The 13,996-nt window shown below is 52.3% G+C and carries 11 protein-coding genes; 4 read left to right on the forward strand and 7 right to left on the reverse strand.

The window, feature by feature from the left end; all coding sequences use genetic code 11:
- Nucleotides 1-26 precede the first annotated feature (26 nt).
- From BUB30_RS17065 to BUB30_RS17075, 3 genes are all read right to left on the reverse strand, one after another.
- Nucleotides 27-3,500 carry a DUF5689 domain-containing protein gene (locus BUB30_RS17065; protein ID WP_073136251.1) on the reverse strand — a complete coding sequence of 1,158 codons (3,474 nt, stop codon included), beginning with the start codon at nucleotides 3,498-3,500 and terminating at the stop codon, nucleotides 27-29.
- Nucleotides 3,501-3,633: 133 nt separating this feature from the next.
- Nucleotides 3,634-4,659 (reverse strand): sensor histidine kinase, encoded by a 1,026-nt coding sequence (locus BUB30_RS17070; RefSeq protein WP_221408733.1) that lies wholly within the window; start codon nucleotides 4,657-4,659, stop codon nucleotides 3,634-3,636.
- Nucleotides 4,660-4,930: 271 nt separating this feature from the next.
- On the reverse strand, nucleotides 4,931-5,401 hold the full coding sequence (locus BUB30_RS17075; protein WP_084138257.1) for a DUF3291 domain-containing protein: 471 nt from the start codon (nucleotides 5,399-5,401) through the stop codon (nucleotides 4,931-4,933).
- A 43-nt stretch (nucleotides 5,402-5,444) separates the two neighbouring features.
- Here BUB30_RS17075 and BUB30_RS17080 point away from each other — a divergent pair, with 43 nt between their 5' ends.
- A complete protein-coding gene (locus tag BUB30_RS17080) occupies nucleotides 5,445-5,846 on the forward strand; it encodes a winged helix-turn-helix transcriptional regulator (RefSeq protein ID WP_084138195.1) in 402 nt (133 codons plus the stop codon).
- A 33-nt stretch (nucleotides 5,847-5,879) separates the two neighbouring features.
- Here the strand turns inward: BUB30_RS17080 and BUB30_RS17085 are convergent, their stop codons facing one another.
- Entirely contained in the window at nucleotides 5,880-6,941 is a 1,062-nt protein-coding gene (locus BUB30_RS17085) for an adenylate/guanylate cyclase domain-containing protein (RefSeq protein WP_073136253.1), read from the reverse strand.
- 221 nt (nucleotides 6,942-7,162) lie between these two features.
- Here BUB30_RS17085 and BUB30_RS17090 point away from each other — a divergent pair, with 221 nt between their 5' ends.
- Nucleotides 7,163-7,876, forward strand: a complete 714-nt coding sequence (locus BUB30_RS17090) for a hypothetical protein (RefSeq protein ID WP_073136255.1) — start codon at nucleotides 7,163-7,165, stop codon at nucleotides 7,874-7,876.
- Between the two features lie 180 nt (nucleotides 7,877-8,056).
- Complete coding sequence (locus BUB30_RS17095; protein ID WP_073136256.1) at nucleotides 8,057-8,899, forward strand: isocitrate lyase/PEP mutase family protein; 843 nt, start codon at nucleotides 8,057-8,059, stop codon at nucleotides 8,897-8,899.
- A 99-nt stretch (nucleotides 8,900-8,998) separates the two neighbouring features.
- Here the strand turns inward: BUB30_RS17095 and BUB30_RS17100 are convergent, their stop codons facing one another.
- From BUB30_RS17100 to BUB30_RS17110, 3 genes are all read right to left on the reverse strand, one after another.
- Entirely contained in the window at nucleotides 8,999-10,087 is a 1,089-nt protein-coding gene (locus BUB30_RS17100) for a hypothetical protein (protein ID WP_073136258.1), read from the reverse strand.
- Nucleotides 10,088-10,231: 144 nt separating this feature from the next.
- On the reverse strand, nucleotides 10,232-12,898 hold the full coding sequence (locus tag BUB30_RS17105) for an ABC transporter permease (protein ID WP_084138196.1): 2,667 nt from the start codon (nucleotides 12,896-12,898) through the stop codon (nucleotides 10,232-10,234).
- Nucleotides 12,895-13,233 (reverse strand): PadR family transcriptional regulator, encoded by a 339-nt coding sequence (locus BUB30_RS17110; RefSeq protein WP_073136260.1) that lies wholly within the window; start codon nucleotides 13,231-13,233, stop codon nucleotides 12,895-12,897. Before BUB30_RS17110 ends, BUB30_RS17105 begins: the two co-directional genes overlap by 4 nt.
- Nucleotides 13,234-13,451: 218 nt before the next feature.
- Here BUB30_RS17110 and BUB30_RS17115 point away from each other — a divergent pair, with 218 nt between their 5' ends.
- The gene (locus BUB30_RS17115) at nucleotides 13,452-13,847 is read left to right on the forward strand and encodes a hypothetical protein (RefSeq protein ID WP_073136262.1); all 396 of its coding nucleotides are present in this window, start codon (nucleotides 13,452-13,454) and stop codon (nucleotides 13,845-13,847) included.
- Nucleotides 13,848-13,996: the final 149 nt, after the last annotated feature.

The following is a 13,996-nucleotide window of genomic DNA, read 5'->3' on the forward strand; positions in this document are numbered from 1 at the left end:
CCCGCCAGCCTATTACTTTATCCGGGTCAGTTCCTCAAAATGCGCACTTGATAAGCTTCGTCGTCTATCCGCAGGGTTAGGATGTAAACACCCCGCAGCCCGTTCTGCATCCGGGTTGCCATGGCTTGGTTCAGGTCCGAAAGCGTACCCGATCCTTTATACACAACGTCTGCTCTGGGGCTTCTCAGTTCCGCCTGCATCACTTCGCCGTCGCCCACATCGTCGGATCGCAGCGCCAACGGTCCGGAGGAGGGATTGGGATAGACCTGGAATTGGATCTGGCGATGGGCATCCAGGATGGTGAAAATGCTGAGTTGGGGTGGTCCGCTTTGCAGGCCTGGGGTGACTTCCGAAATGTAGAACGGCACCGCTTCCAGCACTTCGCGTTTGTTGTCGGCCAACGGCGTGATCGCAAAGGACACGCGCTGGCTTCCGGCCGGCACCGCTATCACCATTTTGTTTTGAACCACCTGCGGATTGGTCACGTAATCCAGGGTATACTGCGCACCCAGAGCATCGGGCACAAAAAGGGTGACCTTTTGGTCAGTGACCGGCGCGGTAGAAAGTTTTAAAAAGACTTGCTGGTCACCCGATCCCTCGCGCGCGCTTTGCACCAGCTCCACGAAGGAGATCACCGGAATATCATCGTCCTGCACGGTGAGCGTAAACACTCCCCGCGAGCCTCTTTCTACGCCTCCGGCATTCAATAGGGTGAACACAGCCGTTTCATCCAATTCGTCTTCACGATCGTTGATGACCGTCACTATGAATGTTGTCTGCAACGTGTGCGCAGGTACCTGTACCGTGAGCTTTCCTTGCGATGCTGCCGGTTGCGTAGTGAAATCTTTGCCATAAACGGCCGTGCCGCCAACGGCAAGCGTGATGGTTTGGGGTGCCTGCAAAGGTTCACTCAACGTCAGGGAAACGGTATAGGTCGCTGCCGTTTTCTCGGAAGCGGAAATGCTTTGCTGCACGAAATTCACTTCCGGCAATTTGAACAGGTAACGCGTCTTCACGGGAAGGTGATCGGAGGTCGTCGTGGCGTAGCCAGGGATCTGCCGGAATGGCACGATCACTTGGGCAGAAGCTTTCAGATAGTCGTCCTTCAATGGCTTGGAAAGGATCTGGTGATCGATCACATCCTGGAAGCTCACCGTAGAGCGTGCACCGGCATCGCTCAACGCTTTTGTCACCGCTACGTAGCGGGCGGTGTCGCTCACGATGGCGGCATAGGGCGTGGCCTCTCCTACTACGATGGACTGATCGAGGTCGTCGTTCAGGTCGCCCAGAATAATAAATTTCTCGCCCGTGTGGTGCGCATCGAGACTGTCCTTCAACACCGTGGCATCGTAGAGCCGGCGGTTGCGGTCATCGGGTGTAGCGCCCGATTTGGCGTGAATGTCGATGAGCGTGATCTTCTCCGTGGCCCCGTTGATGGTGGCATTTATCGTGAGCGCAAAGGGAAGCCTTCCGCTGGAGTAAAAGCTCGACGGATCACCAGAAGGATAATTGGGCAACAACGAAGGGTCGATCAAGCGCGCAGAATCGTAGCGCGATACAAACAATACACGCGAGGAAATTACTTTGACCGTTGCCGTATCATAGATGAAACACACTTTCTGCGGGGGAAAGGTATTGCTGGGCCCATCGAAAGAATACGAATACCGCTCAGAACAGATATAGCTACGCCCGAGTTGTGACACGAGTTCCTTGAACAGTGTGTCGTTCGAAACTTCCTGCACCGCGATGATGTCGGCTTTCAGCGACTGCATCACGGTCTTGACGTTCTGCAACTGCAGGGCTTCATCTTCGGGTCCGAATTCCTGGTTGCTATAGTCTTCTTTGCGCGCACCAAAAAATTCAAGATTCCAGTCTACCACATCAAAGGTCTTGGACGGGGCGATGCTATCGGTCGTGGGTGTGGGTTCCAGGAGACCGGGGATGTCGGCGCTGAAGCGGGGCAACAACTGGATGCTGGTGCGGAAACGCCCGACCACTGCAGTCACTTCGAAATCGCCATCGGGTTTTTCAAGACCCGGAATATCCGTGTCGCCATCGATGCGCAGGTCAACTTGTGCCCCATCACTTTGCAACGTCTCCGTGCTTTGCGGATAAAAAACAAAATCACTGTTCACGAGGGTCACGTGGGTCACTTTCACCAATTCGCCTTCGTGCGCGGCCAGGTCGGTGAGGGCGAAGGTTTGCGGGGTTAGGATGCGCGGTGTGGCATTTACTTTGGTAAAAAATATGCCGCTTCCGCTGATTTGTTTTTGATCGTTGAATACACCCATGGGCCCCGTCACAATAACGGAATCGCCAATGGTCACGCCGTGCGAAAAATTAAAATCAAACACCGGGATCCCTCCTGACGCGTCTTGTACATACGCCGGGTTGCCCAACTCATTGGCAACCGTCACCCGTCCGGCAATCGTAACCTGGTCGCCCAGCGCGTGAGCCCGTGCACTGGCGATCGGAATAATCGAAGCCACCTGGTCGAAGCCATTGCCGGTCACCGTCAGATTTTTTGACGCATTTCCACTTTGATGAAGAATAGCACCAGGGCTCAGTCCGCCTGCTGTCGGCGCAAATTTCACATAGACCGTATCGCCGGTGTTGGCCAGGGATACAGATGAGGTAAAGGCATTGCCGTCTGTTGAAAGCGTGTAGAAAACATTGCTGCTGCTCACCGCGATGGGACCCGTGAGATTGGAACCCGTGACCACATACGTCTGCGTTTCCGAAGTCCCCACGTTGACATCACCAAAATTTAATTGAGAAGGTGCCAGCGCAATGATGGGTGTGCCCGCTGCAATCCCGCCCGGGGTCAGCACGAAGTCATCGATCGCCAAACCGTCGTCTGCGCCGGCCGCGTTGAAATCGAGCCACCGGATATAAAAAGTTGCTCCCGGTGCCAGGTTCAGACCTGCGATCTTGAAGGTGAGCGTCGTGCTGTTCAACGAAGCGTTCCCGTCAAGGGCGCCCGTTGTGCCGGTGGTGACGGGCGATGAAAAGTCAAGCGCGTCCACGTCGGTCCAAGATCCATCCGAAAGTGAACTCGCGTCAACACTGTATTGAAAATCCATGCGGTCTGCCCTGCCGGTAGCACCGAGCCGCCATTGTTCGCCGCGATAAGAAATGAGTAGATCGGTTATGGTCCCGTCCGTGTTGTTCGTAAAACCTGCGCCTAGGGTAGACGTGACGGAACCCGAAAGCAGGCTGCCCGCCGCACGATCCGCCGCGGTGGCGCCAAAGCTGTAGGTGTTGCCGGCATTCGATGCTCCTGTGCCGGCGGCATAGGTGGTGTTGGCGCTCGTGCCGGTCTCGACGAAAGTCCAGCCCTGTGGAAAAGTTTCCGCAGGATTCGTCGTGCCACTCGAGGCGAGGCCGTCAAAGTTTTGTTGATACGGCGTGTTCAGGGTTGGCAACGCGATCTGTGCCATGAGGTTGGCCTGCAGAATGCACAAGACAACCAGGAGAAAGACAGTAACTTTTCTTTTCATAACGGAGATGGGTTTGTTTTGACACTAAACTATCCGTTGTGTATGAAATGAGTATGATCTCAAAATTATTTATCGGCGATGGTGCTTGATCACCGGTTAGCGTCGATGTTTTTTCAGTTCAACCAACGGAATTTTACGACGAATGCAGGGTTGCTTGTACGGGCAAGGTAAAATAAAACGCGGCCCCTTGATCTACTTTTCCCTCGGCCCACACTTTGCCGCCATGGCGGTTGATGATGCGTTGCACCAAAGCAAGACCGACGCCCGTGCCGGGGAACTCCGCATATTTGTGTAGTCGTTGAAATGCGCCAAAGAGTTTGTCGGCATACCGGGTATCAAAACCCGCGCCGTTGTCTTTTACCACGAACGTGATCTCATTTCCACTTTTGTAGGAGCCGATCTCGATGACCGGATGTTCCTTTTTTGAAGAGTACTTGATGGCGTTGCCGATGAGGTTGATCCATACCTGTTTGAGCAACGAGATGTCGGCCTCGACCGGATACATTTCCGAAACGGAGATCCTGGCTTTGGCCGTCAACACCGGGTCCATTTCTTCGATGATGTGCTGAACCAGTTTCTGACTGTTCACCTGGGTTTTCGCCAGGGGCTTTTTGCCAAGCTTCGAGAATTGCAAAAGATCCTCGATGAGCGTGTTCATCTTGCGGGCATTTTGCTGCACGGTGTTCAGAATCTGTTTTCCCGACTCGTTGAGTTGATCGTAGTTGTCTTCTTTCAGGATATCGGAATATCCGAGGATGGAGCGCAAGGGCGCGCGCAGATCGTGGGAAACAGAATAGGAAAATGCCTCCAACTCTTTATTGGCTGCTTCCAATTGCGCCGTGCGGTCGGCCACGCGCTGTTCGAGTTCGGCGTAGACATTCACATTCTCAATGGTCACGGCCGTGATGTCGGCGAGCGATTGCAACAAGCTCATTTCTTCCTGGGTAGGCAGGTGAGGCGTGGCCCAATAATTACCGATGGCACCAATCGGCGCCAGGGTTCGGATGGGCACCATAGCCAGGCTTTTAACGAACGTGGGCCGGTAGGCGTCGTGGGGAATGCGGTCGTCCTTGTAAATGTCTTCGATGACCGCGCGGTCTTGTTGAGCATAGCCCAACCGCTGATGCACCGGCTCATCGGAAAACGGCTTCCCTTCCACAACGGGCTGATGGCATCTTCGTCGGCATAAAAGCAGAGGTCACCCTCGCGCAGGATAAACGTCGCGCCGTCCGCCCCCGTGAGTTGGCGCGCGGCCGTGCGCACGATCTTCATCACGGTTTCAAGGTTTCGCGCCAATGACAATTCCTGTACGGTGATGACAAGAAGTTTTAGCGCGCTGCTGTCGGAGGTCTGGATCATAGCCGGGTTTCCTGGTGGATCAAAGAACAAAAGGTACAAAAACCGGCAATGAAAATAAAATATCCAGTGGGCTATCGGCTGGACTGGAATTCGAGCGCTTCCTCTGCCGTGAACTTTCTTTTGAAACTGAAAGCGTAGGGCGTTTCGCCATGAGCCTGCAAATGATCCAGCCGTTCGACAGCTTCTTGCGGTGACGGGACCGTTCCTCCGGGCACGTACCACATTGTCGTATGCGGCCGCGTCATTTTCTCAAACCACTCTTGCCGCCGCCGGAAAATGGCCGCATGATCCGACCGGTAAACATACGCCACCAAATCATCGATGGTTTTCCACACCGACAGGTTGATGATGATGAGCGCATCGTCATACACTTTGAACGATGTGGCATTGTTGCCCTCGTCTTTTAAACGCCATACAAAGCCGGGGCTGCTTTCGGCCAGCACGTTGATGCGGTCGAGGTTAGCCACAAAATCGGCCATGACCGGGGTGTCGATCGGTCCGAGCATTTTTGCTATATTGACTTGCGCCAGGTGATACTCCATAAACATTCGGGTTTATTTTTCGTGTAATACTAAACGATCGGCCATGACCAAACAAGAAGTAACAAAAAGGTTACCGCTTTCCCAGTCCAAAAGCGTATACGAGAACGAGCAGTGCTCGGTGATCGCCGCCCTGAAAGTATTTGCTACAAAATGGAAACCTTGCATTATTTGTTTCCTCTCCGAACATCCCCTGCGCTACAACGCCCTGTATAGAGCCATTCCCAATATCAGTCGCAAAATGCTTTCCCTGCACCTGGATGAAATGGAACGGGATGGATTGTTAACGCGGGTGCTGTTCGACAGCAAGCTTCAACGCGTGGAATACAAACTGTCGCCAAAGGGATTATCCTTGCTTCCGTTGATGGAACAGCTCCAGGATTGGGGCCTGGAAAACGTGCCGGGCTCACTTTCCATCCGCGAAATGCTGGACGCTGCCCGGGCGTAGACGATCTTATTTTGTGTACCGTCCCAAGAGGGTTTAAGACAACAAGATCTCCGTCAGGCAAACTTCCTGTTCTTTTCCCTTGAGCTTCATGGGGCCAATGCTGCGCACGGTATAGTGTTTGTCAAAATTTAATTCCCCCAACAGCGCCGAAGAGGAAACGATGCCCGCCCCGATCTCCTTGGCCTTGCTCAGGATCCGCGACGCGGTGTTGAGCACATCGCCCGAATAGGTGATCTCGCGTTTCAAAATACCCACCTCACCGGCCACCACCTTGCCGCTGTGCATCCCGGCGCGGAATTCCGGCACAACACCATAGCGACGGATGTATTTCGCTTTGTTGGATTGAATGTTTTGAAGGATATCAAAATAGCAACGCACACACCGGTTGTTCACAACGCCCGCCACGTGGTCCCACGCCACCACCACTTCATCGCCCACATATTGATAGATCTCTCCTTTTGCGTTCAGGATGGGATCGGTGATGTCGGCAAAAAAATCGCGCAACAATTGGTGGTATAATTCGTCGCCCAGTTTTTCGGCCAGCGTCGTGGACGCATTCAGGTCGAGGAACATGAAGATCCGGTTTTCTTCCTGGGGAGTATGGTATTTCCCGCGCAAAATATGACCCAGCCCCTTCTGTCCGACCTTGCTGCTGACCTGGAGCAGGAATTGGGTGAGCGACACGACGATGAACCACACTAAAATATTCTTCACCCGGGTCGTGTCCCGGAGAAAATACACCAGCGACTGCGTGGGATTGTGGTGGGAGAACATGACGCCCTTCACCAGGATAATGATCAATATGATCAACCCAAAGGAAAGGATCACCGCCAAAATGGTGTGCGCATAGGGCCTGTTTTGAAAACGTACATTAATATAGAATACCAAAAAGCTTCCCCCCAACACACCACCGATCAGCGCCGAGATCAGGTTTTGTTTCAGGGAGGCAAAAAAGGTGTAGTCGGCGGAAAGGCCTTGCGAGCTGTGGGTCAACAACACCAGGTGATCGTAGATCGAGATGACAACGCCGATCAGCAACCATGCCGTAAGGATGGTGAGAAGCTGACTGAACCGTATGCGTTTTGACCTGCTCATAAAAATTTTGTGTTCCCGATTTACTTAACGTAAAACTACAGCCAGGGCTGCATTTCGAACGGGGGTGAGCATGTCATTTAGCGGGGGTTTTGCGACTTTCTTGGGATCATCCACACGTTACCACGCCCCTCCCCCAAATCGGTCCCATATTTTTTTTTACTTTGGCCTCACAACGTTATGCATGTAGCTATCGTTGTTTTCATCAACCTAAACTTTATCGCATGGAACAAAATTCAACCCGGGACCTTCGCCTGTTAAAATGGTATGCCGCCGTTTCCACCGTGGCCATTCTTTTCTTGCTGTATCACTCCCTCCAGCCTAAATCAACCCACCTGCAGTTGGAAGAGCTCGATGTGGAGCGCGTCAACGTCGTGGAAAAAGACGGCACCCTGAAAATGGTGATCAGCAACAAAAAACGTCAGCATCCCGGGCTCTCTAATTTCAAACTCATGACCGCCCGCGAACGCGAGGCCGGTATTATCTTTTTCAATTCATCGGGCGACGAGTGCGGTGGTCTTGTCTATGACGGCACCCGCGAAGAGGCCGGCCTGGCGTTCTCGGTCGACCAGTTCCGGAACGATCAACTCATGCAACTCCAATATGCACAGCGCACCCAAGGCGACTCCATCCGGCGCCACTACGGTCTCAGACTCTGGGATCGCTCCGAAGATTTTACGTTGGCCCAACAAATGGCACTCATCGATTCACTACAACGGCTGAAACAAGAAGATGAACTGAACAATCAATTCAAGGCTTTGCGCGAGAAAGGACTGCTGGGAGTGGAACGGATGTTTGCCGGCAAGAACGACAAGGGCGAAGTGGGGCTGTTCATTCGCGATGACAAGGGGCGGATCCGGATAAAAATTTATTGTGATCGGCAGAACAATCCGCGGTTGACGGTGGTAGATGAGCGTGGGGTGGAGAAGGGGCTATGAGAAATCAGGAGCCAGGAGCCGGGAGCCAGGAGCTGGGAGGCGGTCTTCGGGAGCCAGTATTCAGGAGTCGGTCTTCAGGAGCCAGAAGTCATTAGCTGAAGGACATTGGCTTGGGGCTGTTAATTTTGTGGGAATGATGGGGATGGGTATTTTTGATGAGGAGGTTTAAACTACAAACTTATGAATACAAAAGATCAGGAATTGAGAGCGATTGCTTTTAGGGGGTTGCATGAGCGGGAGGGGATTTTTGTGGCGCCGAACCCTTGGGATGCGGGGTCGGCGAAGATGTTGGCGAGTTTGGGGTTTGAGGCGTTGGCGACGACGAGCGCGGGGTTGGCGTTTTCGTTAGGGAAGCCCGATGGGCAAGGGTTGCTGCTGCTGCAGGAGACGATAAAAAATGTGGGGGATATTGCGCAGGCGGTGTCGCTGCCGGTGTCGGCAGATTTGGAAAATGGTTATGGTGATGATCCGCAGGCGTGCGCGGAAACTATTTTGCTCGCGGCCAAAGCGGGAGCCGTGGGTGGTTCTATTGAAGATGCTACCGGTCGGGCTGGTGATCCCATTTATACCTTTGATCTCTCGGTGCAGCGCATCAAAGCGGCGGTGAAAGCGGCGCGGTCCCTCCCCTTCCATTTTACCTTGACGGCTCGCGCAGAAAACTTCCTTCACGGTCGCATCGACCTGGCAGATACGTTGAAAAGATTAGTGGCCTATGCCGAAGCGGGAGCCGACGTGCTCTTTGCGCCGGGCTTGAAAACGCGCGAAGAAATAAGCGCGGTGGTACAGGCCGTTGCTCCTCGCCCGGTGAACGTGGTGATGGGATTGAGCGATGCACGCTTTTCAGTGGATGAACTTCAGGCGCTGGGAGTGAAACGCGTAAGCGTCGGGTCATCGTTGGCTCGTGCCGCGTACAGTTCTTTTATCAATGGGTCGGAAGAGATCATGAAGACCGGAACATTCGGGTTCGCTGGAGGCGCGCGGTCGTACGCGAAAATTAATACAATGTTGGAGGGGACGCGATGAGATCGAATGTTCGTTGAAGAGGGCCCGATCCCAACAAGAGCGGCACATCCTACAATGAACACGCCACCTATCGGGCTGGAACTCACACGTGGTAAAGCCCTAGTAGGTACATTTGGTCCTATTATCGTCCTGAGAAGTTACTTGCTGCAACAACCCAAGCTCGCCGAAAGTAAAATTGATCACCGAATATTTATCCAGGCATCTGCTTTCGTATTTCCTGTTTTGCTGTGTGGTGATGTTGTTCGTATAGGTATTGGTCGTAATGGTGGGATTAATGTCTGCTTTAAATTGATCGAACGTGAAGTCGGGTTTTATAAACTCGAAGGGAAAGTCGTATCGCGTCTCCTGCTGTACGAGATTTTTGTCATTGTACGTAAACAGACGCATAATACCTTTGGTGACGCCTGCTCGTTTTGCATATACAATGCCTTCCATTTTGCCATCGGCCAGGTAGCGTATTCGCGTAATGTCATATATTTTGGCATCGCTGAGGTCTTCCCGAAACACCAAAGTGAGCCGTCCTTTTTGATCATATTCAAATGTTGTCTTAACGGCCTTTGCCATTTTCTGCTGGTTAGGGCCTGTCCATTTAAGAACGTAACCCATACTCTCCATCACCAGATCGTTTTTAATCGTGAATTCCCTCCAAAGCCTGTTTTTTTCTTCTTCTATGGAGGCAACCCGTTTTAAGGTATCCCCTGCATAGATAAAATCAAGTCTAAAGCTTTCGTTTGAGGTGTGGTCGCTCATACGCAGCGAAGTGATCTTGCTCTTATTGGCCGCATCATCGTGGAAGACCTGGATGCTCTGGGTCTTTTTACTTTCAAGGGCTTTAGATTCGATAGGTTTGTGGATGCCATACACCCGAATACTGCGAAGGCTATTCTCCTTGAAGATTCCTTCGATCATGGCCTCCGGTTGATTGTGGGAATTTGCCAAACGAATCACAACCGTGCTGTCATCAACTTGTTTGATGTGATCATTGGGCAGTTCGAATTCCCCATAAGCTTGGATTTCGTTCCAGACATTCGATTTAATTGCATTTTCGAGGTAACCCATTTGAACCAGCAAACGCTTGGTCTTTACCAATGCATCGATTTGATCCTGGCCGATCTTTTGTTTACCCGGTTGCGCCTGCGCAATCGTTGCAAGAACAACCCACACAGCAACGAACAATTTGCTTTTCATAGTCATGTCGACGTTTGTCAGATGGGGTCGAATTTAGTCTAAGACGTCGGTATCAAAAATTATTACTGACTTTTATTTTCTCTTTTTATGGCGGGATTAATTTTCAATGTAACATGGGATGCCCGTGTCAACAAATCCGAAGGTTTATTCGGACCGCAAACGATTGGCCGGATTTGCCATTGCCGCGCGGATCGACTGATAGCTTACGGTGAAAAGCGCGATGATCACCGAAACTACGCCCGCCAAAACAAACACATCCCAGGTCACGTCAATCTTATACGCATAGTCCTCCAGCCATTTTTGCGTCATGTACCACGCCAGCGGAGCGGCGATGACGAGGGCGATGAGTACGAGCTTTACAAAATTCCTTGTCAACAGTTGAAATATGCTGCCGGTGGTCGCGCCCATCACCAGGCGGATGCTGATCTCTTTGCCGCGTTGTTCTACCATGAACGAAGAGAGTGCAAACAATCCCAGGCAGGCCACGATAATGGCCAGCGTGGCGAAGCACGTGAGGATCTTCCCGGTTCGCGAAACGTCTTCATACATGCGGGCATAGCTCTCGTCGAGAAAAGAATAACGGAAGGGCTGATGCGGCATGAATTTGTTCCACACCTTTGCCAACGATGCCAGGGTGCTGGTCAAATTGTGCGACTTCACTTTTACGGCGGCAATAGAACCTCCATTGGCGTATTTCAAACAAAGCGGCCGGATCGCTCCTTTCATGGACTCGAAATTAAAATTCTCTACCACACCGACCACGGTAAACACACCATTACCGTTAGTGATCCGCTCACCCAGATGTTTTTTAAGCCCCAGGTTTTTTACCATGGCCTGGTTGATGACCACGGCTTGGGAGTCGGAAGCCAAACGTTTGTCGAAGTCGCGACCTTCGACAACTTTCATGCCGAGGGTATGGATATAGTCGGCGTCAACAAACCAAATTTGGCCGGAGACACCAATATCTTCCCGTTGCTTTCCTTCCTTCCAAAAAGTATTCTGATCGCGGTTCGTTCCAGCCACAGGAAGATAGTCCGAAAGGGTCGCGCTTTCCACTTCCGAAAGTTGCAATAATTCTTCCTTGAAGGTTTCCTGTTGCTTGCGAAGCGTGTTCGTACCCTGGACCATCACCACCTGGTCTTTGTCGAAACCGACCTTCGTGTGCAGGATGAAATTCATTTGCTTGTAGATAATGAATGTGCCAATGATCAACACGATGGATGTGGCAAATTGAAAGACCACCAGCGCGCTGCGAAGACCCGAGCTTTTGCTGCCCTTGCTCACGGTGCCCTTCAACACCTCGGCCGGTTTGAACGACGAGAGGTAGAAGGCAGGATACAAGCCCGCAAACACGCCGATAACCAAAGCCGCCGCCGCGAGCAACGGAATGAACCACACGGTCTGCCACGGCACCGACAATTCCGTGCCCGCCAAAGAATTAAAAAACGGCATGACCAACGTCACGAGCAAAACACCAAAAACAAAGGATACCACGCTATACACCAGCGACTCCGTGAGAAACTGACGAATCAAATACCCGCGCACCGATCCCACCACTTTGCGCAAGCCCACCTCCTTGGCGCGATTGGCCGATTTGGCCGTCGACAGGTTGATAAAATTGATACAGGCTAACAACAGGATGAACACGGCGATGCCCCCGAAAAGCCAGACGTAGCGCGCATCGCCATGCCGCAGTTCGTCCTCCACTTTTTCAGGATTGAGATGGATGTTCTTCACGGGCTGCAACCCCAGGAAATGGTGCAGCTTGATTTCGGCTGCCGATTGATCGCCGGTTTGTGCGAGATAACCCATCAGGTAGTTGTCGCGGATGGCGGTTAGTTTTTTCTGCAGGGCCACGGCATCGGCACCAGGTTTGAGCCGCACGTAGGTGTCATAATTCCAGCAACACCAGCTGGTTTGTTCGCCGGGCCAGAATTCAACCCCGGTGAGCGTGAGCAAAAAATCATAATGGAGATGCGAGTCGGCAGCAAAGTCTGCCATCACGCCACCGATGACATACGGTGTATCTTTATGTTCGTTTAAGATCACGGTCTTCCCGATCGCCTCTTCCCCCGGGAAATATTTATCGGCCATGCGTTTAGAAAGCACGATGCTGTTGGGTTTGATCAGTGCATTCTCGCGGCTGCCGCTCACGAACGAGATCTCCAGGATGTCGAGCAGTTCGTTGTCGGCATAGACAAATCCTTCTTCATACAAGTTCTCCACCTGGTCTTCGCGCCGGAACAGGTTGCTGCCCGCTTGTTGCCACTTCTGCGGTATGAGGCGACCGGACTTCTCCACTTCCGGGTAATCTGTCTTCACGATCTGGGCCACCATCGGCGGCAGCGAGGTCCACCGCGCCGCATCCGGTCCTCGGAAGTCGTTATACATCCGATAGAGTCGTGCGCCGTTGGCGTAGTTTTTATCAAAGCTCAATTCACGGCGGATGTAAAGAAAGATCACCAGGCAAGTGGCCAATCCCAACGCAAGGCCTCCAATCGTAATGCTGGTGTACATCTTCTGACGCGCCATGGTCCTCCAGGCGATCTTAAAATAATTTTCAAACATGGCGAGTTCATTTAAAGCGTATGACTGTCGTTTTCTTCGAAGCGCAAACGGCTGGAGAAAGGCCACCACGTTTCCTATAAATAAGAGATCGGCTTTGCGTTTGCCAATCGCGGCACGCCGCCGGTCGTAGAGTTCCATAAAGTCGCCCAACGCTGCCTCCGACAAATGGTCGTTGCAATACCAGCGAAAGAACCGCACGGCCCATCGCGGTGGACCTTCCCTTTGAGGTGTCTTGTTTTTCATAGTGCCCCGGCCTCCCACACGATTTTCGGAACTTCGCGCCACATACTGTTGCGTAGCTCACGCGATTGACTGAGCACTTTCTTGCCCGCGGCCGTGAGCGTATACAAACGCTTGTCGCGTCCACCCCGGACCTGCGTGGCACCGCCCATCCGTGACTTCAGGTAACCCTTGTCCTCCAGGCGCACCAGCACCTTGTGCACAGCGCTCATCATGATGGGGCGTCCGGTTTTGTGTTCCAGCTCGTCCACAATGGCCAGACCATAGGCATCGTCGAACAAAATGCCCACCGCCAGCAAGACCAGTTCTTCGAACTCGCCGAGGTATGTTCCTTTCATATTTGTTTCACCTTTGTCTAAAGATAGCGGAAATGGCGAAATGGTTGCATGGGGTTTCAGAAAAAAAATTCTCTCCCTTTCAAAAAATGTGTTTTCGCGGCGGTTAACGGAATCAGCATTCGTCCGGAATGCCCCTAAGGTTGGCAGGTAATGTATTTCCACGTTCGCCGAAAGGCTTCAATTTTGGATCAACAATAACCCACTAACCCCTAACACTCATGGTACGCCTCATCCTCTCCATCGTTGCCGGTTTCATCGTAACGGCTGTTCTTTCTACCGGCACTGACTTCGCCTTAGAATCAGCCGGCATCCTGCCACCCTATGGACAACCGCTGTTTGACACAGGCCTGTTGCTGTTGGCCACGACCTACCGTGCCGTGTACCAGGTCATCGGAAGCTACGTGGCTGCGCGCGTTGCCAGGGAAAGTGCGAACGCAGCGGTATGGACTTTGGCAATATTAGGCGCTGTCATCTGGCTGGCTGGAGGACTCGCCATGCGGGATCTGGCTCCCCTCTGGTACAGCGTACTCGGCGCTGTGCTTTCTTTGCCGACAACCTTATTGGGTGGAAAATTGAATGCACTGAAGATGGAAAAGACAGCAGTGTCAAAATAAAACAACTGCGTTCGATGCTCCTAAAGCCAGTCGCTTTTCACTTTAAACTTCATACTGCAAGAAACCTGCAGTATGACGCGCACAGCCTCCTGGCCAGATCCAAATAAAAAACTACTCAAAAACGGTGTAACATTACATCGGCTTTTTGC

It is taken from the genome of Chryseolinea serpens (assembly GCF_900129725.1).
Classification (GTDB): Bacteria; Bacteroidota; Bacteroidia; order Cytophagales; family Cyclobacteriaceae; genus Chryseolinea; species Chryseolinea serpens.